This window comes from Streptomyces sp. NPDC004065, from assembly GCF_044903565.1.
Lineage (GTDB): Bacteria > Actinomycetota > Actinomycetes > Streptomycetales > Streptomycetaceae > Streptomyces.
On the sequence record NZ_JBJDQT010000031.1, the window covers coordinates 1 to 26422 of the forward strand.

The window sequence follows — 26422 nt, forward strand, 5'->3', positions numbered from 1 at the left end:
AGCAGCGGCAGCGGGTCGGAGGCGGTGACCAGCTCCCGCAGCGGGTACCGGGCCAGCACCGCGTCCACCTCCGGCGTCAACGCCGCCGCCAGCCGCGTCATCACCGGCAGACAGTCGTCGAGCATCACCCGGGCGGCGGCCCGCAGGACCTCGCGGTCCGGCCCCTCGGGCACTCCGGCGGCGGCGCGGTCGTACAGCGCGGCCCCCTCCTCGAGCACCAGCCCGGTGTCGATGCCCGCCGGCACCTTGACGCCGGCGGCGTGCCGCCAGGTGGCGACCGGATCGCTCCAGGCCTCCACGTGGTACGTCCACCGGCCGGGCTCGCCGGCGGTCACGGTGGCGCCCCAGCGGTCGCTGCCAGGCGCCAGCTCGCGCATCGGCGTCCAGGGGCCGGGACGGCCCTCGGGGTCGCGCAGGACGACATGGGCGGCCACGGCGTCATGGCCCTCACCGAACACGGTGGCGGTGACCTGGAAGGTCTCGCCCACGACCGCCTTGGCCGGGCGCCGGCCGCACTCCACGGCCGGGCGCACGTCCCGGACCGGGACCCGGCCGATGAGAGGAGCGGGACGCGGGGTCGTACGGACGACCGGACTCGGGGCCCGGTTCGGGGTCGGACTCATGGGTGTCACCTCCACCGTGCTCGAGGCCGGGCTCGCGCCCGGCCGGGGTCTGGAATCTCGTGCCGGGTGCCCGACTAGGCCCCGGCGGGGGAACGCCTCTCGGGCTCCGCGGCCCGCTCCCGCCCGCGCGCCCGGCCGCCGTCCCACCGCGGATCGGCGGCCGCCTCCGGCACGCCTGCGGACGCCTGGTCCACCGCCCCCGCGGTGCGCCCGGGCAGGTCGCCGGCCCGGACTCCGGCCGTACCGCCGTGCCCGGCGGCACGCGCGCCCCGGCCCGGGACCTTCGCGGCCCGGCCCCGGCCCCCGTCGGCGTGGGCGCGGACCCCGGCGGTGCGGCCCGGGACCGCGCCCGCACGGCCTTGCGCGCCGGCGGCCCGGACCTGTGTCCTCGTCCGGCCGCGGTGGTGCGGGCCGGCGGCCACGTGCGGCCGGCCGCCCTGCTCCCGCAGGTAGGCGACGAGGGTGGTCCGCAGATAGCGTTCCGCGGCGTCCGCGGCCTCCCGTGCGCAGCGCTTCCCCATCAGCACGCACAGGGTGTAGCCCGAGTCCTCGAAGGTCGCGCGCACCCTGCGGTCGTCGGGCGACGCGAGCATGGCACGTTCCCACGCCCGGTAGTGCCGCAGATGCCGGGCGACTTCGGCTTTGGCGGGTAGCAGCATGGCGCCGATCACCTTTCGGAAGCGCTCGAAGGGCACGTCTCCCGACGATCGGGGCGGTCCCCGCGCACGCGAAGGCACGGGTCCCGTTCAACGGCGCTCGAGACTTTCACTCATGGTGCACGTTCAACGACACACCGTCCTGTTGGATCTTCAACCAGCGTTCACAGGGGCTGCCACCTGCTCGTGTTGCACGAATGGCGTAGTGCGCTCAGTGTGGGATCTGACTCAGAGGCAACAGGTGCTCACGCTTCGTACTCGGGGGCTGAGCCCACAAGGGCCAGAGGGGCGCGAGCCCCGCCGGTGAGGAGCCGACGACGATGAAGACCGCAGTGCCCTGCTACTACCACCTCGACGTGGAAGTCAGCCCGGAACGGGTCGGACAGGTCAGGCGCATCCTGGCCGCGCACCTCAGGTTCTGGGACCTCGAGGACCTCGTCGAACCCGTGTGCGGCGGCGCCGAGATGCTGCTGAAGGCCATCGACGAGCACGCCCGGGACAAGCACACCTCCATCGAGATGTGGTGGACCGGCCAGCACCTCATCACCGCGGTCGGGGAGAACAACCACGACCTGCGTCCCGACCAGGACCTGCGGGCCTGCCTGGCCCGCATCGCGGCGACGAGCGACGGCTGGGGCTGCTGCGCCTCGGAGACCGGCAGCAAGGTCATCTGGTTCTCCCAGCGGGCCCGCGCCGGAGTGCGCGTCCCGCTGGTCCCGAAGGCTCCGGAGCCGACGCTGCGCGAGGGCCTGAAGACGCCCCGCGCCCTGCCGGTCGCCGCGCTGGCCTCCCCGCTCAGCGGCCCCGAGGCGGTCCTGGAGGAGGCCCGGTGACCGCGCGCAAGCGCCGTACAGGGGTGCCCGCCGTCCCCGTGTGGAGCGGGTACCCCTACCCCCTCGGCGCCGCCTACGACGGGAAGGGCACCAACTTCGCCCTGTTCAGCGAGGTGGCCGAACACGTCGAGCTGGTCCTCGTGGACGAGCGCGGCGCCCACCGGAGCGTGCCGCTGACCGAGGCCGAGGGCTTCGTCTGGCACGGCTACCTGCCCGGTGTCGGGCCGGGACAGCGCTACGGCTACCGGGTGCACGGCCCCTGGCACCCGGCGGCCGGCCACCGCTGCAACCCGCGGAAACTGCTGCTGGACCCCTACGCCCGGGCGGTCGACGGGCGGACGGACAACGACCCCTCGCTCTACGAGCGTTCCGGGCACGGCGCCGACCCTGCCGACAGCGCCGGGCACACCATGCTCGGCGTGGTCACCGACCCCGCCTTCGACTGGGACGGGGACAGCCCGCCGTGCCGCGCCTACTCCGACACCGTGATCTACGAGGCGCACGTGCGCGGCCTGACCCGCACCCACCCCGAGGTCCCGCCGGAACTGCGCGGCACCTACGCAGGCCTGGCGCACCCCGCGGTGATCGGCCACCTGACCTCCCTGGGAGTGACGGCCGTCGAGCTCATGCCGGTCCACCAGTTCGTGCACGACGGCGTGCTCCGGGACCGCGGCCTGTCCAACTACTGGGGCTACAACACCATCGGCTTCTTCGCGCCGCACAACGAGTACGCCGCGCACGGCACCCGCGGCCGGCAGGTCGCCGAGTTCAAGTCGATGGTCAAGGCGCTGCACGCGGCGGGTCTCGAGGTGATCCTCGACGTGGTCTACAACCACACCGCCGAGGGCAACGAGAAAGGACCGACGCTGTCCTTCCGCGGCATCGACAACGCCTCGTACTACCGCCTGGTCGACGGCGACTGGGCGCACTACTACGACACCACGGGCACCGGCAACAGCCTGCTGATGCGCCACCCGTACGTACTGCAGCTGATCATGGACTCGCTGCGGTACTGGGTCACCGAGATGCACGTCGACGGGTTCCGCTTCGACCTGGCGGCCACGCTGGCGCGGCAGTTCCACGAGGTGGACCGGCTGTCGGCGTTCTTCGACCTGATCCAGCAGGACCCGGTGATCAGCCGGGTGAAGCTGATCGCCGAGCCCTGGGACGTCGGCGAGGGCGGCTACCAGGTGGGCAACTTCCCGCCGCTGTGGTCGGAGTGGAACGGCCTGTACCGGGACGCCGTACGCGACTTCTGGCGCGGCGAGGAGCACACGCTCGGCGAGTTCGCCTCCCGGCTGACCGGCTCCTCGGACCTGTACGCCCACAACCGGCGCCGGCCGCGCGCCAGCGTCAACTTCGTGACCGCGCACGACGGTTTCACGCTGCGCGACCTGGTGTCGTACAACGACAAGCACAACGAGGCCAACGGCGAGGGCAACCGGGACGGCGAGAGCGTCAACCGCTCCTGGAACTGCGGCGCCGAGGGCGACACCGACGACCCGTCGGTCCTCGCGCTGCGCGCCCGCCAGCAGCGCAACTTCCTGGCCACCCTGCTGCTGTCGCAGGGCATCCCGATGCTGTGCCACGGCGACGAGCTGGGCCGCACCCAGGGCGGCAACAACAACGCCTACTGCCAGGACAACGAGGTCTCCTGGATCGACTGGCGGCTGACGGACGAGCAGCGGGAGCTGACGGACTTCACGCGGTACGTCATCGGTCTGCGCGCCGCCCATCCCGTGCTGCGCCGCCGCCGCTTCTTCAAGGGGGACACGGCGACCCGCGACGACCAGCCGCTGCCCGACCTGGTGTGGCTGCTGCCGGACGCCCGCGAGATGTCGGAGGACGACTGGCTGCGCTCCGACGCGCACTCCGTGATGGTCTTCCTCAACGGCGACGCCATCGCCGAACCCGACCGGCGGGGCCGGCCGGTGGTGGACGACTCGTTCCTGCTGCTGCTCAACGGCTACTGGGAACCGGTCGACTTCCGGCTGCCCGGCCCCGCCTACGGCGAGCGCTGGACGGCCCTCCTCGACACGGCGGAACCCCAGGGCCCGCCCGACGAGGCGGAGCACAAGGCGTCCGCCGACCTGCGCGTGGCCTCCCGCAGCCTGGTCCTGCTGTCCCGTCCGCCCCGCACGTCCCGCTGAGCCCGGACCGTCGCGACCCGGGTCCGCGGCCGGGGCGGTCAGGTCTGCGGTCAGGTCTCGGGTCAGGTCTCCTTGCGGGACGTCACGGTGAACTGGGCGCCGTCCCGGTCGCGGAGGACCGCCTCGTCGGGGCCCTCGCTCAGCACGCTGCCGCCATGGGCCTCGGCCGAGCGGGCGCAGGCGGCGACGTCGGCCACGCGGAAGTGGATCTGCCAGTGCGGCCGGACGGCCGGGTCGGGCGCCGCCTCCAGGGCGCCGGACTCGATGCGGGCGACGACCTCGCCGTGGCTGCGCAGCACCACCTCGTTGGCCTCGTAGCGGACCTCGCAGCAGCCGGGCAGCTCCGAGGCCCAGTCCAGTACCTCGCCGTAGAAGATCGCGGCGTCGAAGGCGTCGCGCGTGTGCAGCCGGATGAAGGCCGGCGCCGCCTTGCGCCAGGTGTCCCAGTCGGTGAACAGGTCGCCCTCCCAGATGCCGAAGGTCGCGCCGTCCCGGTCGGCCAGCAGCGCGGCCCGCCCGGGCGGGAAGGAGATCGGCCCGACCGCGACGGTGCCGCCGCGCTCCTGCACCCGGGAGACCGCCTCGTCGGCGCTGCGCACGGCGAAGTACGGCGTCCAGGCGACCGCCATCTGCCACATCGAGGCCACCGCGGCGATCCCGGCGACCGGCGCGCCGTCCGACAGGGCGATACGGAAGCGGTCGCCCAGCTTGGCCGTGCGCCACTCCCAGCCCAGCACCGCGTGGTAGAAGTCCTCCGTGGCCTCCAGGTCCCGGCTGGTCAGGCTCACCCAGCAAGGCGCGCCGCACACGGCGTGGGTGGAGACCACGCCGGTCGCTGGGCTGGAGGGTGTCGGCTCGTCGTTCATGGCACGTCCCGGTCTCGTCGACCGGCCGGCACCGGTCTGACACCAGTGTCCGGCCGCCTCCCGTGGGCCGCCTGCCGAGTACCCCGCGGGCGCCGCCGAAACGGGGACGGCGGGGCGCCCGGACGCCCCCGCGACCGGCCGCACACTGGCGCGCGGCGGCCGGTGTGACGACGATGGACTCCGTGGCAGACACTCCGCAGGACCCCGCCGGGGAGGCCGACCGGCTGCAGGATCTGCACGAGCAGGTCGAGCAGCTCAAGGAGGCCGTGACCTCGCACGCCGTGGTGGACCAGGCGATCGGCATGATCGTCGCGCTCGGGCGGGTCACGCCCGACCAGGGCTGGATGATCCTCAAGGAGGTCTCGCAGCACACCAACGTCAAACTCCGCAACGTCGCCGAGCTGGTCCTCGTCTGGGGCCGCACCGGGGACATCCCCGCCGACATCGAGGCCGAGCTGGAGGACGCCCTCGACCGTTACGGCCCCACCCAGATCCCGGGGGCGCCGCCGGAGTGAGCCCTCTCCGGCGGCGCCGGCGCCCTCCCACGGGGTCGGACGGGCGGGCGCCGCTCGGGGGCTCAGCCCGTCTCGGCCAGCAGCTCGTCGCGCAGCTGCGCGAAGCAGCCACTGAGCAGCCGGGAGACGTGCATCTGCGAGATGCCGAGCTGCTGGGCGATACGGCTCTGCGTCATGCCCCGGAAGAACCTGAGGTAGAGGATGGTCCGCTCGCGCTCGGGCAGCGCCTCCAGACACGGCCGGACCGCCACCCGGTCCACGACCAGGTCGTAGCGGGCGTCGGCCTCGCCCAGCCCGTCGCCGAGCGCGTAGCCGTCCGTCCCCGGCATCTCCGCCTCCAGCGACAGCGCCGCGAAGCAGTCCAGGGCCTCCATCCCGGTCCGTACGTCGCTCACGCTCAGGTGCGCGTGCTCGGCTATCTCGGGCACGGTGGGCGCCCGGCCGGGCGTGGTCTGGGCCAGCTCCTTCGCGGCCTTCCGCACGCGGTTGCGCAGGTCCTGCACCCGGCGCGGCACGTGCAGGGTCCACATGTGGTCGCGGAAGTGCCGCTTGATCTCACCGGTGACGGTCGGCACGGCGTACGCCTCGAACGCGTAACCGCGCGCCGGATCGTAGTGGTCGACGGCCTTGACCAGTCCGAGCGCGGCCACCTGGTACAGGTCCTCCAGCGCCTCGCCGCGCCCGCGGAACCGTACGGCGATCCGCTCGGCCATGGGCAGCCAGACCTGGACCAGCTCGTCCCGGAGCGCCTTGCGCTCGGGACCGTCGGGCAACCGCGCCAGCCGCTCGAACGCCTCGACGGTGTCGGGGGCGTCGTCGTGCGGGTGGGGTTTGGTTCTGCCGGTGGTACGCATGCGCCGCACCTCCCTCAGCAGGTGCTGGATGGACGGACACCACGGGAGGCGCGGGGCTCGGACCGTGCGGAGGGACACCGGGGGCCCGGCACCGCCGGCTCCCACGGACGTGCCTCCTGTCCGAAGCACTGGAAAGCGGATCCCGGAGTCGGCGATTTCGAAACAGTTCCGATAATGCGTGACGGTGGGCGACCGCCCGAATCTCAATTGTCGGCCCGAGTGCGATGAATTGCCACCGCAGTAAATGCTGTGCATTTCAATGATCGGTCAATGAGCGGTCAATGACCGGGCGAAAGGCGCTGTACCGGGGCCCCGGGGCGCCGCCGCGGGCCGGCGGCGGCCCGCCGTCCGGGAGGCGCCGGCCCGCGATCGGAACGACGTTTCAAGATCGATGACCCCGCCCGTCCGGGCCGATGTGACGAGTACACGTCAGCTCTGGCCGAAACCGGTCGTCCGCCCGGTCGGGGGACCCGGTCGACGTGATGTGCGGCACGCCCCCCGCCGCCCGCGCGACGGCCCGCCCGGCGATTCCTCCAGCACACGGCTCTGATCACCGATCAGAGCGGGCGAATTCCCTGGCCACGGCCCATTCCGCTCATTTGACAGTGCGCTGAGTCCACGGATAGGAAACAGCTCTTGGAAGTCGAGAGGTGGATTGTGTACGAGCCGAACGTGGTCGGGGACTGGCACGAGTACGACGGGCATGCCGGCCTGCGCGTCCGCGTCCACCGCCTGGAGCGGGCCGAGCCGCCCCGCGGGCGCGACGACGCCGCCGAGGGCCTGACCTACTTCCGCCTGCGCGTCACCGTCGAGAACCGCGGGCCGCGGCGCTTCGGCATCCACCTCGAGGACGGCCAGATCGACGTGCGGATCGGCCCCGACGGGGAGGGCGCGTTCGTCGACTGGCGCAACTCCCAGTTCATCGAGGGCTTCGACGTCTATCCGCTGCGCCGGGTCACCGCCGTGCTGTACGCCGCGGGCCCGGAGGCCGCCCTGTCCCAGATCGACGTCCAGGTCCAGCTGCGCGTCGACGACGAGTGGACCGACCGCCGGCTGTGGACCGGCGGGACCGGCGCCGCGGACGAGGCCGCCGGGACGGGCGCGCACTGCGCCGGAGGCCCGGGCGGGCTGGCGCACCAGGTCAGCAACTTCCTGCGCGACCAGGCCGAACCCGGCCCGACCGCCTGACCGACGGGCCGGCCGGCCGCCCGCCTCAGTGCGGGATGCCGTCGATGATCTCGCGGGCGCCCTGCCGCAGCAGGGCCACGGCGACCGAAGTGCCCAAGGTGGCCGCGTCCAGCCGGCCCGCCCACTCGTGGGCGTTCAGCCGTGTCTTGCCGTCGGGCGTGAACACGCACGCCCGCAGGGACAGCTCCCCGCCGCGGTCCACCCGCGCGTACCCGGCGATCGGGCTGTTGCAGTGCCCCTGGAGCACGTGCAGGAACATCCGCTCCGCCGTGGCCTCCCGGTAGGTGTCCCGGTCGCCGAGCGCCCCGACCGCCTCGATCAGCTCGCCGTCCCCCTCGCGGCACTGCAGGGCGAGGATGCCCGCCCCGATCGGCGGCATCATCGTCTCCGCGGACAGCACCTCGCTGATCATGTCCTGCCGGCCGATGCGTTCCAGACCGGACACCGCGAGCAGCAGCGCGTCCGCCTCGCCGGCCGCAAGCTTCTCCAGCCGGCGGTTGGCGTTGCCGCGGAAGGGCACGCACTCCAGGTGCGGGTGGGTGGCGGCCAGCTGTGCGATCCGGCGCACCGCGGAGGTGCCGATCCTGCTCCCGGCGGGCAGCTCGTCGAGGGTGAGCCCGCCGGGGTGGACCAGCGCGTCGCGGATGTCGTCCCGCTTCAGGAACGCGGCGAACGTCGTACCGGCCGGCAGCGGACGGTCGGCGGGCACGTCCTTGAGGCAGTGCACCGCGAGGTCCGCCTCCCCGGCCAGCAGCGCGGCGTCCACCTCCTTGGTGAACGCCCCCTTGCCCTCGACCACCGACAGATCGCCCAGCCATCTGTCGCCGGTGGTCCGCACGGGGACGACCTCGGTGCGCACACCTGGGTACAGGGCCGCCAGCTCGGTGCGGACACGGTCGACCTGGGCCAGTGCCATCGGCGAGTCGCGGGAGACGATCCGGATCAGTTCAGGGACGGACATGCGGGACACGATAGACCTCCCGCGGGTCCCGCCGGCGCCGTACGCCCGTATGCGCCGCACCCGCCGCCGCGGGGCGCCGAAGCCGTGCGCTCACGCGCCGGGGAAGCCGTGCGCTCACCTGCCGGGAAACCATGCGCTCACGCGCCGCCGGGGTCGCGGTCCAGCGGGTCGTCGGGCAGGTCGGCGGCCGCGTCCTCGGGAGCCAGGTCGGGGCGCAGCCGCAGCCAGGACGGCTGGCGCAGCATCCCGGAGCGGGTGCGCACGCTGTAGCGGACCTCGCCGACCAGCCGCGGCACCACCCAGTGCGCCCCGCGCACCGCCGGCACCGGGTCGAACGGGCACACGTCGGTGGCCAGTTCCGCGAGCAGCGCGGCCAGTTCGGACCGCTCGGCCTCGCTCCACCCGGTGCCGACACTGCCCACGTACCGCAGGGCGCCGCCGGCGCGCTGGCCCACCAGCACCGCCCCCGGCAGGCCGGTCAGCCGCCCCTTGCCGGGCAGCCAGCCGCCCACCAGGACGTCCTCACTGCGCATGTTGCGGATCTTGATCCAGGCGCGGGAGCGGACCCCCGGCTCGTACACGGAGTCCAGGCGCTTGCACACCAGGCCCTCCAGGCCGTGCTCGCGCGTCGCCGCCAGCGCCTGCGCCCCGTGGCCGACGATCGCCGCGGGCGTCGACCAGTGCGGCCCGTGAAGACCCAGCTCCTCCAGCCGTTGACGGCGCTGTGCGTAGGGCAGTGCGATCAGCGAGCGCCCGCCCAGGTGCATCACGTCGAACAGCACGAGGTGGACGGGCACCTGTGCCGCGCGGCGGGCGGCGCGGGCGGGGGCGTGGGCCAGGCCCATACGGCGCTGCAGCAGCTGGAAGCTGGCCCGGCCGCGCTCGTCCAGCGCCAGCACCTCGCCGTCCAGGACGGCGGGTGTGGTGCCGAGGGCCCGGCCGAGCGGGCCCAGCTCCGGGTAGGCGGCGGTGATGTCCTCGCCGGAGCGGGCCCGCAGCAGCACCGAGCCGTCGCCGTTCAGATACGCCACCGTGCGCTGACCGTCCTGCTTGGTCTCGTACGCCCACCGGGCGTCCTGCGAGGCGGGCGGCAGGGAGCCGGGCGTGGCGAGCATGGGCGGGATCAGCGGCAGGGGCACGGCTGAGATGTCGACGAACCGATCTGTCGCCAAGCCACCTTTCCCGTACTTTCCCCCGAACGGGCGACGGCGCCGCCGGGTCCGTGGCCCGGACCCGGCGCACCTTCACATACCGACCGTCCAGTAGGATCACGCGCCAGCCGTCCGAGGAGGAACCATGCCCCGTTCCGTACGCTCACCCCTGCTGCTCGCCGGCCTGCTGGCCACCGCGGGCGCCGCCCACTTCGCCCGCCCCCGGCAGTTCGACGCGATCGTCCCGCGCTCCCTGCCGGGCAGCCCCCGCACCTGGACCCGTGTCAGCGGCGCGGCCGAACTCGCGCTGGCCGCCGGTGTCGCCCTGCCCAGGACCCGGAAGCCGGCGGCCCTCGCGGCGGCCGCCTTCTTCGTCGGTGTCTTCCCCGCCAACGTCAAGATGGCGGTGGACTGGCGCGACCGTCCCGCCCCCCAGCGGGCGGCGGCGTTCGGACGGCTGCCCCTCCAGGTGCCCCTCATACTGTGGGCCCGGAGTATCGCCAGGACCGCCGGGGACCGGTCGTGAGCGCCCCGGTGAGGCCCGGCGACCGGGTCGACGACTTCACGCTGCCCGACGAGACGGGCACCGCCCGCACGCTGTCCGGGCTGCTCGCCGAGGGGCCGGTGGTGCTGTTCTTCTACCCTGCCGCCCTCACGCCCGGCTGCACCGCCGAGGCCTGCCACTTCCGGGACCTCGCCGCCGAGTTCGCCGCCGTCGGCGCGCGGCCCGTCGGGATCAGCGGTGATCCGGTGGAGCGTCAGCAGGAGTTCGCCGGCCGGCACCGCCTCGGCATGCCGCTGCTGTCCGACGCCGACGGCACCGTCCGGCGGCTGTTCGGGGTGGAGCGGGGCTTCTCGCTCGCGCCCACCAAGCGGGCGACCTTCGTCGTCGCCGAGGACCGCACGGTCCTGGAAGTGGTCCGCAGCGAGCTCCGCATGAACACCCACGCCGACCGGGCCCTGGCGGCCCTGCGGGCCCGCCGGCCCTGACCCCGCCACCGCCCGGCGCCGCCACCGCGGGCTCCGACCCGGCCCCAGCCCGGCCGGCCCGGCGCAGCCACCGCCGCACCCGGCCGTCCGGCCCGCTCGGAGCCGCCCCGCGCCCGAGCCCGACGCGGGCGGGGCGGCTCCGCGTGCTGAGCCCGACGCGCGCGGGGCGGCTCCGCGTGCTGAGTCCGACGCGCGCGGTGCGGGCCGGGTCCGTCACTCCTCGCCGCCCTCCACGGCGACCTGCGCGAGGGTGCGGCCGGTGCGGACCGAGCGGGCCCGGCGCGGGTCGGGAGTACCGCGGCCGCCCGTGCGGCCGTCGCCCTTGCGCACCAGCAGCCACGCCTCCTCCTCGTCGCCGGGCCCGCCGCCGCGGAACCTGGTCAGGGCGTACTCGCCGCGCAGTTTGGAGCCGTGCAGCCGGAACGTGGCGTGCCCGAGCTCCAGCGACCGGGCGAAGTCGACGGGCCTGCCCCTGCGGTCGTGGCTCAGCGGCTCGTACGTGCCCCGGTCCCAGACGATCACGGTGCCGCCGCCGTACTCGCCCTTGGGGATCACGCCCTCGAAGTCCTCGTACTCCAGCGGATGGTCCTCCGTGGGCACCGCGAGCCGCTTGTCGTGCGGGTCGTCGGGGGGACCCTTGGGGACCGCCCAGGACTTCAGTACGTCGCCGACCTGGAGGCGGAAGTCGAAGTGCATCCTGCGCGCGTCGTGGATCTGCACCACGAACCGTGGCGCGGGGCCGGGGGAGCCCCGCTGTCCCGACGGCTCACGGGTCCGTCCGAAGTCGCGTCTGCCGCGGTACTCCCGCAGCCGTTCCTCCGTACCCACCTGGGTCCTCCTTCCGTCCGCCGCACGCGCCCCGCCCGGGCCGTCCCCCGCGCGCCGCCCGCCCGGGTACCCGCGTACGAGGCCCTGTCGCCCCGGGCGGCGACGACTGCCACGCTCTTCATGGGGCGCCACGCACCGACCGCACGTGCGAGCACACGGACCACGGCAGGAACGACGGGCGCGCACGCACACCCCCACCCACGACCAGCGGAGCGCACACCATGGCGACGGACACGGGCAAGGAAGCGAGCACGGACACGGGCAAGGAGGCGAGCACGGACACGGGCAAGGAGGCGAGCACGGACACGGGCAAGGAGGCGAGCACGGACACGCGTACGCGCACCGGCACCGGCACGGCCGCCGCGGGCGGGCGGTCCGCCGGCGGCATCGAGGTGCGGCCGGCCGCCGGGCACATCGGCGCGGAGATCGACGGGGTCGATCTGGCCGGCGACCTGGACGAGACCGCCGTCGCCGCGGTCCGCGCGGCGGTGCTGCGCTGGAAGGTGGTCTTCTTCCGCGGACAGCGGCTGGACCACGCCCGCCACGTGGCGCTGGCCCGCCGTTTCGGCGAGCCGGTGGTCCTCGCACGGCGGGGCGGTGCGTCACCGCCCGGCTTCCCCGAGGTGGAGACGACCGCCGACCGCCTGGAACTCGGCGGGCGGTTCGGCATGGACCACGAGGAGTGGCTGCGACGGCGCAGGCACACCCTGCTGCGCGGCTGGCACTGCGACCACGGCGCCCGCGTCGACCCGCCCGCGGCGACCATCCTGCGCGCCGAGACCGTGCCGCCCTACGGCGGAGACACCACATGGTCCAACCTCGCCGCCGCCTACGCCGGCCTGTCGGCGCCGGTGCGGGCCTTCGTCGACGGGCTGCGCGCCGAGCACCGGCTCGGCGTCGGCTACCGGCCGCGGCCCGGCGACGACGCCTACGCCCGGCACCTGATGGACCATCAGGTCGCCACCGTGCACCCGCTGGTGCGCGTCCACCCCGAGACGGGGGAGCGGGTGCTGTTCGTCAACGGGTACTACGTGGAGCAGATCGAGGGCCTGTCCCGCCCGGAGAGCGCGGCGATCCTGCAGATGCTGCTGGAACAGGCGGTCCGTCCCGAGTACACGGTGCGCTTCCGCTGGGAGCCGGGCAGCGTCGCCTTCTGGGACAACCGGGCCACCATCCACCTGGCCCCCGGCGACCACACCGGTCTCGGCCACCCGCGGATCATGCACCGGGTGATGCTCCACGGCGAGGTGCCCCTCGGCGTGGACGGCAGGCCGTCGGAGCCGCTCACCGGCAGCGAGCCGGGCCGGTGGTGAGACCCCGCCCCGCGGGGGCGGCGGCACGGGCCCTTCCGCCGTGCGGGGCACGGCTGTGCCGCTCTTCCGGCGTCCGCGGCACGGCCGTGCCCCGCACGGGGCCCACGCCGCCCTACGGCGCCGGCCGCACCAGCGGGATGGTCACCTCGTCCTCGACCGGCGGATCGGTCTCCTGGGCGAGCCCGCCGGTCGCCGCGAAGCAGCGCACCCGTATCGCCTCCGGGCCGACGTCCAGGCGCAGGAACGACTTGAAGAACGGCGGTCGGTAGGTGGCCGATCCCGGTGAGAACAGCCGGGTGTAGATCTTCCGCACCGGCAGGCGGAAACGGGTCCGGCTCTCCGGGCGGCGGCCGGTGCCCAGCAGCGTCGCGACCAGACGCATCCGCCGGGTGACCCGCACGGGCGCACCCGGGGTGCGCACCGGCGGTATACCGAGCCGTTCGGCGACCACGGCCATCGCCTCGGCCTCGGTGAGGGTGAACAGGCGGCGCAGCCGCAGCCGGTGGCCGTAGAGCCGGCTGTAGAAGGCCAGGGAGTCGCCGCGCAGCGGATAGCAGCGGAAGCCGGACTCGGTGACGCCGGCGACGGACACCCGCGGGATGGTGTGCGTGGCGTGCATGAACGCGCCGCCGCCCCCGGAGACGACGTACTGGACGGTGCGGCCGTCCACGTCGACCGGATAGCGCTGGTAGTTGTGGATGTCGCCGCCGATGGCCGCCACGTAGTGGTGCGCCGGGTCGCGGACCACGTCGTCGACGGTGCCGCCGCCCTCGATCGCGCACGGGTGGTGCTCGCCGTCGACGTACAGCGGCGAGCCGGTGATCAGTATCTTCGGCCGGGGCCCGCGGGACACTTCGCGCAGCCAGGCGCCCTGTTCGGCGTCGACGGTGCCCAGCAGGCCGGTGTCGATGCCGACGATCCGCACCGGGCCGGCGTCGATCGCCCAGTACGGGCCCGGCTGCCCGGCCTGCTGGGCCGGTGCCGGCCGCAGCTTCCGTGCCCGCGCCAGGCGCTGCTCGTCGGCCGGCCGCGGCCGGTGCCACAGCAGCCGGCGCCACCAGGCGCGGCCGAGCGGCCGGGGTGCCGGCCCGGGGGCGGGCGGTGGGGGGTCGCCGCAGAAGACGCGCATGAAGCCGTGGAGGTCCTCGTACCAGTCGTGGTTGCCCGGCACCGCGTAGATGGGGGCGGGGTAGTCCTGGTAGGGGCGGAAGAACTTGGCGCCGTAGTCGTCGGTGCTGCCCACCGGGTAGATCACGTCGCTGGCGATCACGGCGAAGGAGGTTCCCCGGCCGGCCTTCAGGAACCCGGGCACGACCGCGTACTGCGACTCGCCGCCCTCGCCGGTGTCGCCGACGACCATGAAGGAGAACCGGTCCGCCTCGTCGCGCCGGATCACCTTGTCCGCCGGGGCGCCGGCCGCGGCCCGTCGGGCCACCCAGCGGGCGCGGGTCTCGCCGGTCGGATCGCCGAACCAGGACGCGAGCACGCCGTTGCGGGCCGCCCACAGGGTGCGGGGGTCGAGCCACGACAGCTTCTGGACCCGCTCGGGCAGCAACTGCCGGTAGGCGCCGGGCCCGGCGGCACTCCAGCCGGCGCCCGCGACGGTATCGCGTGAGGACTCGGACACGCCGTGCACGGTAACAACGATCTTCCGGGGAACGCGAGTTGGGGGCCGGTGACCCGGGGGCGGCGCGCCGCCCCCGGGTCACCGGCCCGTGGGTCAGTTCATCGGGTCGAGGGTCAGGTAGCCCTGCCGGGGGGCGGCGTCGTGCACCAGAGACGCGTAGTTGCCCACGTCGTCGAAGGCGAAGGCGTACGCCTTGGTGTCGGCCATCCGGTCGTGGATGATCCGCGCGTAGTGGTTCGTCACGGCGTCACGGTAGAACCCGGCGTCCGAGGCGTCGGGCTGGTTGGGGTTGGTGAGCAGGGTGGACCGGTTGAACCCGGCGCACAGGGTGCGCGAGATCGGTCCGCGCACGGCGTCGTTGGGGGCGTCCAGGAGCCGGTGGCAGCCGAACACGCTGTCCGCGTCCGGCTTCTGGAAGCTGGTGACCACGGCTCCCGAGCCGTTGGTGAAGTTCATGACGCCGCCCGAGACGCGGCCGTAGTACTTCGTGCCCGGCTGGTCGGCGAAGGGGGTCACCGTGAGGGTGGTCGTGGCGTACTTCTGCCAGACGCGGTTGATGTAGCCGTCCAGCACACCGGCCGGCAGCGCGCCGGTTTCGAGGCCGTGGCCCGGTGAGAGCGCTCTCAGGGCGGTGCCGTCGGACCGGGTCTGGATCAGGTTGCCCCAGCCGCCGCCCTGCCCGCGCAGGGCGCTGAACACGCCCTGGTAGCCGCCCGCCTTGAGGTGGCCGGTGCTGACGGTGCTGCCGTCGGCGCGCTGCACGCCCACCGCGTACGGTGCGGAGAACATGTCCACCTGTGTGCTGTTGATCCACAGGCCGCTGTCGTCCAGCGTGTACTCGGACCAGTTGAACAGGATGCCGCGGTTGGGGTCGCTGGGGTTCTGCACCGCCGGCTGCACCAGTCCGCCCGTGGTCAGCTTGAACACGAGCTTCTGGCCGTAGGAGAAGTAGATGCGGCCGGAAAACCTGGGGAGCTGGATGGTCGTCGTCCGGCCGGCCGCCGGTCCCGGGATGGAGGCGTCGGGGGCCGGGGTCGGCGGATTGCCGCCGGCCGGCCACGGGTGGAAGGTGCCGTTCGCGTCGGCCCAGCCCTGCTGACCGGTCGTCAGCGAGGTGCCGAGGTCGTAGATGTACAGCGGTTCGCCGCGGCCGGAGTTGTTGGTGATCTGCAGGGGAAGGGTGGCGGCCGCCGCGGCCCGGGCCGGCGCGGGGGCGCCGAGCCCGAGCAGGGCGGCCACGAGTGCCGTTGCCCCGGCTGTCGCCAGGACTCTGAGTCTTCCTAACACGCTCCGCCTCCGTGGGGGGGTGGGGTACGGGTGGTCCGTACCTGAAGTGAGAGCGCTCTCAGAGTCCTGCCGGGGTGAGGACATGTCAATGAAGTCGGCAGGATCATCCGGTCCGAAGGGTCGGCAGGACCACGCGGTGCGAAGGCCGACTGCCTCACCTGGTCCGCGGGTCCAGCTGCCTGACCCCGTCCACGGGTCCGGCTGCCTCATCCGGCCCGCGGGTCCGGCTGCCTCACCCGGTCCGGAAGGTGCGGTGGAGCAGGTCCAGCAGCGCCGCCCAGTGCCGCTCGTCGGCCTCCCGGTCGTAGGAGTCGGTGTCGGCCTGGGTGAAGCCGTGGGCGGCGCCCGGGTAGACCTCGCAGCGGTGGCGTACGCCCGCCGCGGTGAGCGCGTCCTCCAGGCGAGCTATCTGCTCCGGCGGCATCGACGGGTCGTTGTCGGCGTGGCCGAAGTACAGCTCGGCGGTGACGCGTCCGGCCACCAGATGGGGGCTGTCCGGGGAGTCGGTCGCCAACTGCCCGCCGTGGAACCCGGCCGCCGCCGCGACCCGCTCCGGGTGGGTCCCGGCGGTGAGCAGGGACAGGCCGGCGCCCATGCAGTAGCCGGTCACCGCGACCGGCCCGTCGGTCACCAGGGGATGACCGGCCAGCCAGGCGAGGTAGGCGCCGGCGTCACGGGCGGCGAGGGCGGGCGTCAGGGACCGGACGAGCGGGGCCACCTGGCTGAAGATGCGCGGCCGTTCGGAGGGGCGGACGAACTCCGGGATCTCCACCACCGGCGCCCGCCCGTGCCGGTAGAGCACGTTGGGCACGAGCACCGTGTACCCGGCCGCGGCGATCCGGTCGGCCATCGACCTCAGCTGGGGCCGCAGCCCGAACGCGTCCTGGTAGAGCAGTACGGCCGGATGCGGGACGCCGTCCCCGGGGTGGGCCAGATAGGCGTCGGCGGTGCCGTCCCCGGTGGGGATGTCGACGGACTGTCCCTGTAAGGCGGTCAATTCGGGCTGCCTCTCTGCTCGGTGACCGGCTCGAGCACGCCGGCCCTGGGGTGCCTGCGCCCCGGGGCGGCCGGACGCGCGGGGGCGGGCGGACGCGCGGGGGCGGGCGGATCATGGACATGATCGCACGCGTGGCCGGCGTCCCCGGTGGCCCCCGCCGCACCCCGGGTCACTCGAAGCGCGTGACGTCGCCCGCCCCCCGCCGTACGATCTCGGCCTCCCCGCCGGAGAAGTCGACGACCGTGGTCGGCTCGGTGCCGCATTCGCCGGAGTCGACGACGGCGTCCACCACGTGGTCCAGCCGGTCCTTGATCTCCCACCCCTGCGTCAGCGGCTCCTCCTCGCCCGGCAGCAGCAGGGTGCTGCTCAGCAGCGGTTCGCCGAGCTCCGCCAGCAGGGCCTGGGTGACGACGTGGTCGGGGATGCGCACCCCGACGGTCTTCTTCCTCGGGTGCTGCAGCATGCGCGGCACCTCCCGCGTCGCCGGCAGGATGAAGGTGTAACTGCCGGGCGTGGACGCCTTGATGGCCCGGAAGACGTTGTTGTCGATCCGCACGAACTGGCCGAGCTGCGCGAAGTCCTGGCACACCAGCGTGAAGTGGTGCCGGTCGTCCAGGTGGCGGATCGAGCGGATCCGCTCGACGCCGTCCCGGCTGCCGAGCCGGCAGCCCAGGGCGTAGCAGGAGTCGGTGGGATACGCGATCAACGCCCCCTCCCGCACGCTCTCGGCGATCTGGCGGATGGCGCGCGGCTGGGGGTTGTCGGGGTGCACGTCGAAGTACTTCGCCATTCACCGAGCTTATGCCGTACGGGGGGAGCCCGGGCGCAGGCGCCCCCGTTCCGCCGCCGTGTGCCGCGCGGCCGGTACGGACTCCGACGGGGCCGGCGTACGTCGTGCGTCCCGGGGAAGCAGAGCGGTGTACCGCTCGGGGACTGTCCCCCCGGAACCCGGGCGCGCGGCTTCGCCGGCCACTCACCTTCCCCCCGTGAACCGCCGGCGAAGCCGCCCTTCCCCCACCACTCGCACCGGCGGTCCACGACGGCCGCCACCGCACGGCCGCCACCGCACGGCCGGGCCACCCTCACGTCTCACCGTCCGGGCCGGCGTCCACCTCTCACCGTCCGGGCCGCCGTCCACCTGCCCTCACCACCCGGGCGGGCCTCGGGTCCGGCACGGCGACGGGCCCGCACGGCGTCCCGGCGGGCGTGCTGGGCGCGGGCACGGCGCATCTCGCGGTGGGCGACCTCGCACCGCCCGCACTCGGCGGGAAACGCGCCGGTCGAGGACGAATGAGGGCGTTCCGGACCCGGCCGTGCACGGGTGAGTGCCGGCGCCGCGCGACAGGGCACCGGCGCCGTACCGGCGGCCGAGGCCGCCGCGGACCTTCGACGCGCCGCGGAGGCCGTGCGCGGCCCGCGGCGGTGCGGGCGGGACCGGATCCGGGGGACCGGTCCCGCCCGCCGCGCCGGCCCGCCCCGGCACTGACCCGTGGCGCCGGCGGACGGACGCGACAGACGTACCGATCTTCCTGTGAGCAACACCACCGCACCGCCGAGTCCCTTGCCCCGGGCGGAACTTGGGCGCGGCGGCGGCAGGCGGGAGACGTGGTGCACATCGTCTCCCGGCGGCTTCTGTGAAGATGGGAAACCGCTGTGCCGGACCACGTCTCACCGTCGAGCCGCCCCTGGCGGCACAGCACGGCAAGTCGTCCGGTCCCGTAAGGCGTTCTCCCGTGCCTCCATCCCTCACGCGCGCGCCCTCGCGCATGCCGTCGGCCGCGCTCCGACGTGTGGTCCTGCCCGCACCCCGACGCCCGGGCCGGTCCGGCCGCGGCGCCGCGAAAGGGGAGGACCGCTCCCCGTGGCGCGCACTGCGCCACCGCGGCCTGCGCTGGTGGTCCGCGGCCAACCTGGTGTCCAACGCGGGCACCTGGATGCAGCTGACCGCTCAGAACCTGCTCGTACTGCACCTCACCGGCTCCGCCGCGGCGACCGGTCTGTCGCTGTCCGCGCAGGCGGCGCCCGGACTGCTGCTGGGCCTCGTGGGCGGCGCAGCGGTCGACGCCTGGCCGCGCAGGATCACCGCCGCGGTGAGCCAGGCCCTGCTCGCGCTGGTCGGCTTCGTGACCGCCGGGCTGGTCGTCACCGACCGGCTGTCCGTCCCGGTCCTCATGGTGCTCGCGGCCGTCACCGGGCTGATCGCCACGGTCGACGCGCCCGCCTGCGCGCTGCTCGGCAACGACCTCGTCCCCCCGAAGGACGTGCCGTCGTCGATCGCGCTCGGCTCGGTGGTGAGCGGAGCCGGCCGGGTCGGCGGCACCGCTCTGGCCGCGGTGGTGGTCGGCTGGTGGGGACCCGGGGCGGCGTACGCGGCCAACGGGCTGTCGTTCCTCGCCGTCGCCGCCGTCATCCCCTTCCTGCGCCCGCACCCGGCCGCCGGACAGCAGGCCCCGGCCCCCGCACCGCCCGCCGCCCCCGTCTCCGGGTCCGCTTCGCGCCCGCCCCGGCGGGGCACCGGGGCCCGTGAGGGTCTGGGCTTCTTCCTGGGCCGTCCACGCCTGGTCGCCCTGGCCGGCATCACCGCGCTCAGCAGCGTCTTCGGCCGCAACTACGCGCTGACCCTCGCCGTGCTGGTCACCGGGCCGCTCGGCGGCGCGGCCGGCGCGTTCGGCACTGTTTCCACCGTGCTGGCCGTCGGAGGCGTGGCCGGCGCGGTGCTGGCCGGGCGGCTGCGCAGTCCCTCGGTGCGCCTCGTCGGCGCGCTGGCCGCGGCCGGGGCGCTGCTCCAGGCCGCGGCGGGCCTCTCGCCGAACCTGTGGGTCCTCCTCGTGCTCGTCGCCCCCATGGCCGTCGTGGAATCCGTGTCCGACACCGCGGGCACGACGGTCCTGCAGACGGACCCCCCGCCGCACATGCGGGGCCGGGTCCTCGGCGTCTGGCGCAGCGCCAGCACCGGCTGGAACCTGGTCGGCCCCCCGCTGCTCGGCCTGCTCATGCAGCTGGCCGGGCCGAGGGGCGCCCTGGTGGGCGGCGGCCTCCTGATCGCCTCCGCCATCGCGACCGGCACGCTGCTGCGTGCCCGCCGCGCCTCCGGCGGCCCTGTGGCCGCGCGGGGCGAGCGGTCCCGCCCGGCGACCGCACCCGCCCCCGCGCCGCTCGCCTCTGCGCCGCTCGCCCCCGCGGCGTTCCCCGCTCCCCGCACCGCGGCGCGGGTCGTCACCTGCGCGGCCCCGGCCGCACCCGGCCACGACACGCTCTGCACGTCCGGCTGCGCCCCGGCGGCCTGACGGACGACCCGCGGAGGGCCCGAGGGACGACCCGCGGGGGGCCTGAGAGACGGCCCGCGGGGGCCCGGCGACTGCGGGAGCCGGGCCGGCGCCGGGAACGGGCCGGGCCGAGGGGAGGGCCGGTTCCCGGCCGAACGACATCGGTCGGAGGCCGGCCGGGGACGACGTGACGCCGAACGAGGGCGGCGTGGGGGCGGCTGAACACCGAGCGGACCGGTTCGCGTACCGGCTCAGTGGTGAGCGGCCCGGTCCGGGGCCGGCTCCGAGGTGAGCAGGCCGGCGGGGGCCGGGTCAGGACCGAGCGCTGACGGCGGGGTCGGCCCGGGACCGAACGGGGTCGGCCCGGGACCGAACCGGGTCGGACAGGGGGACGGCTCCGTTCGGAGCGGACCGGTGTGGGGCCGTACGGGTCGGTCGCGGGATGCGGGACCGCCGTCGGGGGCGAGCGGCCGTTCCGGCACCGGCTCGGGACCGTGCGGGCCGGGGCGCGGGACCGGTCCCCGTTCCGGCACCGGCTCGGGACCGTGCGGGCCGGGGCGCGGGACCGGTCCCCGTTCCGGCACCGGCTCAGGACCGTGCGGGCCCGGGCGCGGGACCGGACCCTGTTCCCGTCCCGGGCCCGAGGACCGCCGCGACCGCCTCCGCGGGGGTGGCCGCCTCGACCGGGCCGTGCCCCGTGCCGGCGGCGGCCGGCGAGCCGGCCAGGGACCAACCGCCCAGCACCGCCACCCTCCTGCCCGCCCGCAGCGCCAGCGCCACCTCGCTGAGCGTGCCCCAGCCGCCGCCCACCGCGATCAGCGCGTCGCAGGTGTTCACCAGCACCCCGTTGCGCAGTTCGCCCAGCCCGGTCGCCACCGCGACACTCAGGTGCGGGTTCCCGGCGCGGCGGTCGTGGCCCGGCAGCAGCCCGACGACCGTGCCGCCCGCCGCCCGCACGCCCCGCGCGCACGCCTCCATCACCCCGCCCAGGCCCCCGCACACCACCAGGGCTCCGCGCCGCGCGAGCAGTTCCCCGACCGCGCGGGCGGCCTCCGCCTCCTCGGCGGACGCCTCTCCCGGTCCGGCCACCGCGATACAGGGACGCATACGCCCCAGGGAAAGGCCGGCCGGGCACCCGGCGCAAGCCCTTCCCCGTGCCCTCCCTCCCTCGTGCACGCCGACACCGGCGATCGAATCAGTCGTCCGGACACGCGAATCTGAAGCCGTGCCTTGCCCGAGCATCATTTTCACTCGTACGATCCAGTCGTTCCGCCGACGCCTACCCACTGGGGCACTCCATGGACCGCACCCGTCTGCACCACCTGCTCGCCCGGGAGAGCGCCGAGGCCGAGCGCCGCAACCCCCGGTCGAAGGCCGCCTACGAGCGCGCCGAGCACCTCTTCGGGCGGGTGCCGATGACCTGGATGAACAAGACCGCCGGCGCCTTCCCGCGCTACCTCGACTCCGCCCGCGGCGCCCGGATCACCGACGTCGACGGACACGAGTACATCGACTTCTGCCTCGGGGACACCGGCGCCATGGCGGGCCACTCGCCCGCGGCCGTGGCGGAGGCGGTCGGGCGCCGGTACACCGAGCTCGGCGGTGCGACGGCCATGCTGCCCACCGAGGACGCCGAGTGGGTGGGCGCCGAACTCACCCGCCGCTTCGGGCTCGCCCGCTGGAGCTTCTCGCTGACCGCCACCGACGCCAACCGCTGGGCCATCCGGCTCGCCCGGGCCGTCACCGGCCGTCCGAAGATCCTGGTGAACAGCTACTGCTACCACGGCAGCGTCGACGAGTCCCTCATCGTCGAGGGGCCGGACGGCCGGGGCACCGCCCGCGAGGGCAACGTGGGAGCGCCCTGCGACGTGACGCTGACCAGCCGGGTGGCGGAGTTCAACGACCTCGACCGGTTGGAGCGCGAGCTGGCCCACGGCGACGTCGCCGCCGTCCTCATGGAACCGGCGCTGACCAACATCGGCATCGTGCTGCCCGAGCCCGGCTACCTGGAGGGCGTGCGGGAGCTGACCAGGCGGTACGGCACGCTGCTCATCAACGACGAGACCCACACCTTCTCCGCCGGCCCGGGCGGCTGCACCGCCGCCTGGGACCTGGAGCCGGACATGCTGACCATCGGCAAGGCGATCGGCGGCGGCATCCCGTCGGGCGCCTACGGCCTGTCCGCGGAACTCGCCGACCGGCTCCTCGGCCGCGACGACCTGGACCTGGTCGACATGGGCGGCGTCGGCGGCACCCTCGCCGGCAACGCGCTCTCCGTCGCCGCCATGCGGGCCACGCTGGAGCACGTGCTCACCGACGACGCCTTCGCGGGCATGGCCAAGCTGTCCGAGCGCTTCGAGGCCGGGGTGCGGGCGGGTATCGACGCGCACGGGCTGCCGTGGTCGGTCAGCCGCCTCGGCGCCCGCACCGAGTACCGCTTCACCGACCCAGCCCCGCGCACCGGCACGGAGTCGGCGGCCGCGGCCGACGCCGAGCTCGAGGACTTCCTCCACCTGTACCTGGCCAACCGGGGCATCCTCCTCACCCCGTTCCACAACATGGCCCTGATGTGCCCGGACACCACCGACGCGGACGTCGACACCCACACCGAGGTGTTCGCCGCCGCCTTGTCCGAACTGGCCGGCTGACGGGCCGGCTGACGGCCGGACCGGCGGCGGGCGGCGGGCGGCGGGCACTACGCTGAGGCGGACCGGCCGGAGAGGAAGAGCGACACACGTGGACGACATCGACCGGGCCATCCTGCGCGAGCTGCAGACCGACGGGCGTATCGCGTACGCGGACCTCGGGCCCCGGGTCGGCCTGTCGGCGTCCGCGGCCCGCCAGCGGCTGCAGCGCCTGCTCGACTCCAAGGCCGTGCAGGTGGTCGGCGTCACCGATCCGATGGCCATGGGCGGCCAGGCCATGGCGCTCCTCGGGATCACCGTCGACGGCGACCCCCGGGCGGTCGCCGACGAACTCGCCCGGCGCGCCGAGGTGGTCTACGCGGTCCTGACCTCCGGCGGGTTCGACCTGTTCGCCGAGGTGGTCACCCCGGGACCCAGGGACCTGCTCGACTTCGTCAACGACGTGGTCCGCCCGATCGAGGGCGTCCGGCAGGTCCAGTCGTTCCCCTACTTCGGCATTCACACCCACCGGTTCCTGTGGGACGTGGGGTGACTCCCGGGGCCCGCGCCCTTCGGCGGCCGTTCAGCCGGCGGGCGTGAGGACGAGCATCGTGACGTCGTCCTGGACGGTGCCGCAGTACGCCAGCAGGTCGGCCAGGACACGGTCGGCCAGGGCGGCCGGGTCGAGATCGGCCAGCAGCGGCAGCCGGTCGAGCAGCGGGTAGAACACACCCCGTGAGTCGCGGGCCTCCGACACGCCGTCGGAGGCCAGGAACAGCACGTCCCCCGGCCGCAGCAGCACGGTGTGCCCCTCCGGCCGCGGAGCCCCGTCGGACAGACCGAGCCCGAGCGGCGGGCTCGGCACGCCCTCGATCTCCGTGGCCTTGCCGTCCCGCAGCAGCACCGGAGGCGGATGGCCGCAGATCGCCAAACGCACCGACCGGGCGTCCGCGGAGAACTCCAGCAGCACCGCGGTGGCGAACAGCTCCGCGTGCCGGACCTCCGCCGAGTCCACCACCAGCCGGCGGTCCAGCGCCGCGGCGACCTCCGGCAGGTCCGGACGGTCCAGCGCCGCCTCCCGGAAGCTGCCCAGCAGCGCGGCCACGGTGGACACCGCCGCCAGGCCGTGCCCCCGTACGTCGCCGAGGACCGCCCGCACTCCGTACGGCCCCAGGCGCACGTCGAAGAAGTCCCCGCCGACCAGCGTCCCGCGCTGCGCCGCCCGGTACAGACCCGCGCAGCGCACCGCCCCCACCCGCTCGGCGAGCGGCGGGACCACGGCGCGCTGCGCGGCCTCGGCGACCGTGCGCTCCAGGTCCAGCTGCGCGTCCCGGCGGCTGCGCACGTAGGACAGGAACACGCTGAGCACGGCGACGAAGCAGACCGTCTCCAGATCGGTGTTCCCGGGGTGGTTCAGGCCGAAGGCCGGCACCGTCAGCAGGGTGACGACCACCGCGCCGAGCAGCCCGGTCGCCAGCGGCCCGTAGGACAGCACCGCCAGTGGCGGAATGGCGCCCAGCAGGAAGCCGATGTCCAGCGCGCTCGGGTTGAGCAGCGTCACCAGGACCACGGCGACGACCAGCAGGACGGGCAGCAGGCGCACCCAGCGCGGCGGTGGGGCGCCCCGCAGCCAGCCCCGCCGGTCCGGGTCATGGCGGGGCACCTGGACAGGCAGCTTCACCACACCACCACGCTGCTACGCCGCGGCCCGTCCCGCACGCCGGGACACGGGCCCCGGCGTGCGGCCCGTGTCCCGGCGCGCGCCTAGAACGGCGTGAGGGTCAGCCGGATCCCGGTGGGCGCCGTGTCCTGGATGTAGGAGGCGAAGTCCGCCACGTCGTCGAAGGCGAACCCGTACGCCCGGCCGTCCTCGGTGGCCGCGTGCATGGCCTTGGCGTAGTGGTTGGTCAGGCCGGTCCGGTAGAAGGCCCCGGCATCGGTGACCGGCTGGGCGGCCGTGCTCACCAGGGTCGAGCGGTTGAAGCCCGCGCCCAGCACCGCGGCGACCGGACCCGTCGTGCCGTCGTTGGGCGCGGCGAGGGTGCCGTCGCAGAACAGGACGTCCCGGGTGGAGGGCTTGTCGAAGGAGACGGAGCCCGGCCCGGTGAAGGCGAGCTTCCCGCCGCGCACCCGGCCGGTGAAGGTTCCCGCGTTGGTGGTGACCTTCAGGTCCTTCCCGGTGTAGGTGCTCCAGACCTCGTCGATGTACGGCGCGAGGTAGTCCTTGGGGAACAGGCCCGCGTCCAGGCCGTGGCCGGGAGCGATGACGCGCGTGTCGTCGATGACCAGCTTCGCGAACTCCTCGACCCGGCGTACCGCGGCGAACGCGGCCGCCCGCCCGCCGCCGCGCACGGTCCCGGTCGTCTGGTCCTTCGCGCCGGTGAGCCGGATGCTCAGCGGCACGCTGAACATGTCGACCATGGTGGTGTTGCAGAACATGCCGGCGGAGTTGTAGGTGAACTCGGCACAGTCGTGCAGCACGCGGAAGTTGGGGTCCGAGGACACCCAGCCCGCCGGGAACTGCAGAGCGGCGGCCCCGCTGCCGTCGGTCACGGCCTTGAACTTCAGCTTCTGGCCCAGGGAGACGTAGATCCGGCCGGACATCTGTGGCAGGGACAGCCGGGTCTCGCCGCTGCCGGAGAGGGATATCGCGTAGTCGGTGAAGCCGTCGGCGCCGTTGTCCGACACGGCGACCGGCGCGAGCCCGCCGTCCGGGGTGACCCGGACCTGCCGGCCGTCCTTGTTGCCCACGATGTAGACGTGGACGGAGGAGTTCTCGAAGGCGCCGCTGTTGTTGACCAGGGTCAGCGGCAGCGTGCCCGCGGCGGCCGTCGTCCTGGTCCGCTCGGTGGTGCCGGCGAGGGCGTGGGGAGCGATCGCTGCGACGGCCGGAGCGGCCACCGCCGCGCCGCCGAGGGCCACGAGGAACTTCCGGCGCCCGAGGGCGCGCTGGTGACGAGGGGTCATGTGGGGGGTGTCTCCTTGGCTCGGAGGTGGGGTCGGACCGCCGGCAGGGCGCAGGGCACTCGCGGGCGAGCCGGTGAGAGCGCTCTCACGCCGCCGTGGTCGCGGCCGATGGTACGCAGCTCAACGATCCGGGCCAACCGTTGCGCCGCACGTCCAAACGCCGTTGTCCTGCGGTTACTTGAGAAATCCGGCCGACGCGAGCGACGCTTAATCCGGCCTTAAGGATCGTTTAAGGGGTGCGGCGGCGAAGTTCGCCGCCCTCCGGCAGGTTTGCCGCCGTCCGTTGTGTGCATCCGATAAGCACACCTGTACACGACGGATCATGGAGGAAACGTGGGCATCATCGCCTGGATTCTGATCGGCCTGCTGGCCGGTGCCATCGCCAAGCTGCTTCTTCCGGGCAAGGACCCGGGCGGCATCATCGTCACCATGCTGATCGGCATCGTGGGTGGTCTGCTCGGCGGCTGGCTCGGCAAGGTCATCTTCGGAGTCGACTCGATCGACGGCTTCTTCGATCTGTCGACCTGGATCGCCGCGATCGTCGGTTCGCTGATCCTGCTCGTGCTCTACCGGGTCTTCACGGGCAACCGGCGTTCGCACCGGCACGCGTGAGTGACGCGCCCGGGGGGCACGTTTCACTGTCATGACCATGCCTGGAGTGGCCGGGCCGGGACCGCCGGCCCGGCCACATGTGTGCCCGGCACGGCACGCCGCGGACGCCCGGCG

At 74.3% G+C, this 26422-nt stretch carries 24 protein-coding genes and 1 pseudogene; 11 read left to right on the plus strand and 14 right to left on the minus strand.

What is annotated here, in order from left to right:
* Window positions 1-623, minus strand: a 623-nt coding sequence (locus ACI2LW_RS27445) for a maltotransferase domain-containing protein (RefSeq protein WP_404733909.1), incomplete at its 3' end; no start/stop codon positions are given.
* A gap of 371 nt (window positions 624-994) precedes the next feature.
* Window positions 995-1282, minus strand: a pseudogene (locus ACI2LW_RS27450) (DUF5133 domain-containing protein); the annotation flags it as partial.
* A 317-nt stretch (window positions 1283-1599) separates the two neighbouring features.
* On the opposite strand from ACI2LW_RS27450, the gene ACI2LW_RS27455 reads away from it, so the two are divergent.
* On the plus strand, window positions 1600-2112 hold the full coding sequence (locus ACI2LW_RS27455; RefSeq protein WP_404733910.1) for a pep a2: 513 nt from the start codon (window positions 1600-1602) through the stop codon (window positions 2110-2112).
* The gene (glgX, locus tag ACI2LW_RS27460) at window positions 2109-4262 is read left to right on the plus strand and encodes a glycogen debranching protein GlgX (RefSeq protein WP_404733911.1); all 2154 of its coding nucleotides are present in this window, start codon (window positions 2109-2111) and stop codon (window positions 4260-4262) included. Before ACI2LW_RS27455 ends, glgX begins: the two co-directional genes overlap by 4 nt.
* Window positions 4263-4324: 62 nt before the next feature.
* Here the strand turns inward: glgX and ACI2LW_RS27465 are convergent, their stop codons facing one another.
* On the minus strand, window positions 4325-5128 hold the full coding sequence (locus tag ACI2LW_RS27465; RefSeq protein WP_404733912.1) for a VOC family protein: 804 nt from the start codon (window positions 5126-5128) through the stop codon (window positions 4325-4327).
* Window positions 5129-5310: 182 nt separating this feature from the next.
* Between ACI2LW_RS27465 and ACI2LW_RS27470 the strand changes: the two genes are divergently transcribed.
* Window positions 5311-5643 carry an ANTAR domain-containing protein gene (locus ACI2LW_RS27470; protein ID WP_404733913.1) on the plus strand — a complete coding sequence of 111 codons (333 nt, stop codon included), beginning with the start codon at window positions 5311-5313 and terminating at the stop codon, window positions 5641-5643.
* Between the two features lie 62 nt (window positions 5644-5705).
* Here ACI2LW_RS27470 and ACI2LW_RS27475 read toward each other — a convergent pair whose 3' ends face one another.
* Window positions 5706-6497 carry a SigB/SigF/SigG family RNA polymerase sigma factor gene (locus tag ACI2LW_RS27475; protein WP_404733914.1) on the minus strand — a complete coding sequence of 264 codons (792 nt, stop codon included), beginning with the start codon at window positions 6495-6497 and terminating at the stop codon, window positions 5706-5708.
* A gap of 657 nt (window positions 6498-7154) precedes the next feature.
* Here ACI2LW_RS27475 and ACI2LW_RS27480 point away from each other — a divergent pair.
* Complete coding sequence (locus ACI2LW_RS27480; protein WP_404733993.1) at window positions 7155-7685, plus strand: hypothetical protein; 531 nt, start codon at window positions 7155-7157, stop codon at window positions 7683-7685.
* A 25-nt stretch (window positions 7686-7710) separates the two neighbouring features.
* On the opposite strand, the gene hemC is transcribed toward ACI2LW_RS27480, so the two are convergent.
* Both hemC and ligD read right to left on the minus strand, forming a co-directional pair.
* On the minus strand, window positions 7711-8646 hold the full coding sequence (gene hemC / locus ACI2LW_RS27485) for a hydroxymethylbilane synthase (protein WP_404733915.1): 936 nt from the start codon (window positions 8644-8646) through the stop codon (window positions 7711-7713).
* A gap of 137 nt (window positions 8647-8783) precedes the next feature.
* Window positions 8784-9761, minus strand: a complete 978-nt coding sequence (gene ligD, locus ACI2LW_RS27490) for a non-homologous end-joining DNA ligase (RefSeq protein ID WP_404733994.1) — start codon at window positions 9759-9761, stop codon at window positions 8784-8786.
* A gap of 181 nt (window positions 9762-9942) precedes the next feature.
* Here ligD and ACI2LW_RS27495 point away from each other — a divergent pair, with 181 nt between their 5' ends.
* A complete protein-coding gene (locus ACI2LW_RS27495; RefSeq protein WP_404733916.1) occupies window positions 9943-10323 on the plus strand; it encodes a DoxX family protein in 381 nt (126 codons plus the stop codon).
* Window positions 10320-10787: a peroxiredoxin gene (locus ACI2LW_RS27500; RefSeq protein ID WP_404733917.1), complete on the plus strand. Its 468-nt coding sequence runs from the start codon at window positions 10320-10322 to the stop codon at window positions 10785-10787. The genes ACI2LW_RS27495 and ACI2LW_RS27500 overlap by 4 nt, the downstream gene beginning before the upstream one ends.
* A 213-nt stretch (window positions 10788-11000) precedes the next feature.
* Here the strand turns inward: ACI2LW_RS27500 and ACI2LW_RS27505 are convergent, their stop codons facing one another.
* Window positions 11001-11615 (minus strand): DNA polymerase ligase N-terminal domain-containing protein, encoded by a 615-nt coding sequence (locus tag ACI2LW_RS27505; protein WP_404733918.1) that lies wholly within the window; start codon window positions 11613-11615, stop codon window positions 11001-11003.
* A 221-nt stretch (window positions 11616-11836) separates the two neighbouring features.
* Here ACI2LW_RS27505 and ACI2LW_RS27510 point away from each other — a divergent pair, with 221 nt between their 5' ends.
* Window positions 11837-12928: a TauD/TfdA dioxygenase family protein gene (locus tag ACI2LW_RS27510; RefSeq protein ID WP_404733919.1), complete on the plus strand. Its 1092-nt coding sequence runs from the start codon at window positions 11837-11839 to the stop codon at window positions 12926-12928.
* A 112-nt stretch (window positions 12929-13040) separates the two neighbouring features.
* Here ACI2LW_RS27510 and ACI2LW_RS27515 read toward each other — a convergent pair whose 3' ends face one another.
* The 4 genes from ACI2LW_RS27515 to ACI2LW_RS27530 form a co-directional block, all read right to left on the minus strand.
* Window positions 13041-14555 carry a metallophosphoesterase family protein gene (locus ACI2LW_RS27515; protein ID WP_404733920.1) on the minus strand — a complete coding sequence of 505 codons (1515 nt, stop codon included), beginning with the start codon at window positions 14553-14555 and terminating at the stop codon, window positions 13041-13043.
* 93 nt (window positions 14556-14648) lie between these two features.
* A complete protein-coding gene (locus tag ACI2LW_RS27520; RefSeq protein WP_404733921.1) occupies window positions 14649-15842 on the minus strand; it encodes a glycoside hydrolase family 64 protein in 1194 nt (397 codons plus the stop codon).
* Window positions 15843-16074: 232 nt separating this feature from the next.
* The gene (locus ACI2LW_RS27525; protein WP_404733922.1) at window positions 16075-16839 is read right to left on the minus strand and encodes a dienelactone hydrolase family protein; all 765 of its coding nucleotides are present in this window, start codon (window positions 16837-16839) and stop codon (window positions 16075-16077) included.
* Between the two features lie 169 nt (window positions 16840-17008).
* Window positions 17009-17629 carry an L-threonylcarbamoyladenylate synthase gene (locus ACI2LW_RS27530; protein ID WP_404733923.1) on the minus strand — a complete coding sequence of 207 codons (621 nt, stop codon included), beginning with the start codon at window positions 17627-17629 and terminating at the stop codon, window positions 17009-17011.
* A 1096-nt stretch (window positions 17630-18725) separates the two neighbouring features.
* Between ACI2LW_RS27530 and ACI2LW_RS27535 the strand changes: the two genes are divergently transcribed.
* Window positions 18726-20126 (plus strand): MFS transporter, encoded by a 1401-nt coding sequence (locus ACI2LW_RS27535; RefSeq protein ID WP_404733995.1) that lies wholly within the window; start codon window positions 18726-18728, stop codon window positions 20124-20126.
* A 567-nt stretch (window positions 20127-20693) separates the two neighbouring features.
* On the opposite strand, the gene ACI2LW_RS27540 is transcribed toward ACI2LW_RS27535, so the two are convergent.
* Complete coding sequence (locus tag ACI2LW_RS27540; RefSeq protein ID WP_404733924.1) at window positions 20694-21212, minus strand: TIGR00725 family protein; 519 nt, start codon at window positions 21210-21212, stop codon at window positions 20694-20696.
* A gap of 191 nt (window positions 21213-21403) precedes the next feature.
* Here ACI2LW_RS27540 and ACI2LW_RS27545 point away from each other — a divergent pair, with 191 nt between their 5' ends.
* The gene (locus tag ACI2LW_RS27545) at window positions 21404-22753 is read left to right on the plus strand and encodes a transaminase (RefSeq protein WP_404733925.1); all 1350 of its coding nucleotides are present in this window, start codon (window positions 21404-21406) and stop codon (window positions 22751-22753) included.
* A gap of 88 nt (window positions 22754-22841) precedes the next feature.
* Window positions 22842-23282 carry an Lrp/AsnC family transcriptional regulator gene (locus ACI2LW_RS27550; RefSeq protein WP_404733926.1) on the plus strand — a complete coding sequence of 147 codons (441 nt, stop codon included), beginning with the start codon at window positions 22842-22844 and terminating at the stop codon, window positions 23280-23282.
* A 30-nt stretch (window positions 23283-23312) separates the two neighbouring features.
* On the opposite strand, the gene ACI2LW_RS27555 is transcribed toward ACI2LW_RS27550, so the two are convergent.
* Entirely contained in the window at window positions 23313-24413 is a 1101-nt protein-coding gene (locus ACI2LW_RS27555) for a PP2C family protein-serine/threonine phosphatase (protein ID WP_404733927.1), read from the minus strand.
* 80 nt (window positions 24414-24493) lie between these two features.
* Entirely contained in the window at window positions 24494-25696 is a 1203-nt protein-coding gene (locus tag ACI2LW_RS27560) for a beta-1,3-glucanase family protein (RefSeq protein WP_404733928.1), read from the minus strand.
* Window positions 25697-26029: 333 nt separating this feature from the next.
* Here ACI2LW_RS27560 and ACI2LW_RS27565 point away from each other — a divergent pair, with 333 nt between their 5' ends.
* Complete coding sequence (locus ACI2LW_RS27565) at window positions 26030-26308, plus strand: GlsB/YeaQ/YmgE family stress response membrane protein (protein WP_404733929.1); 279 nt, start codon at window positions 26030-26032, stop codon at window positions 26306-26308.
* Window positions 26309-26422 lie beyond the last annotated feature (114 nt).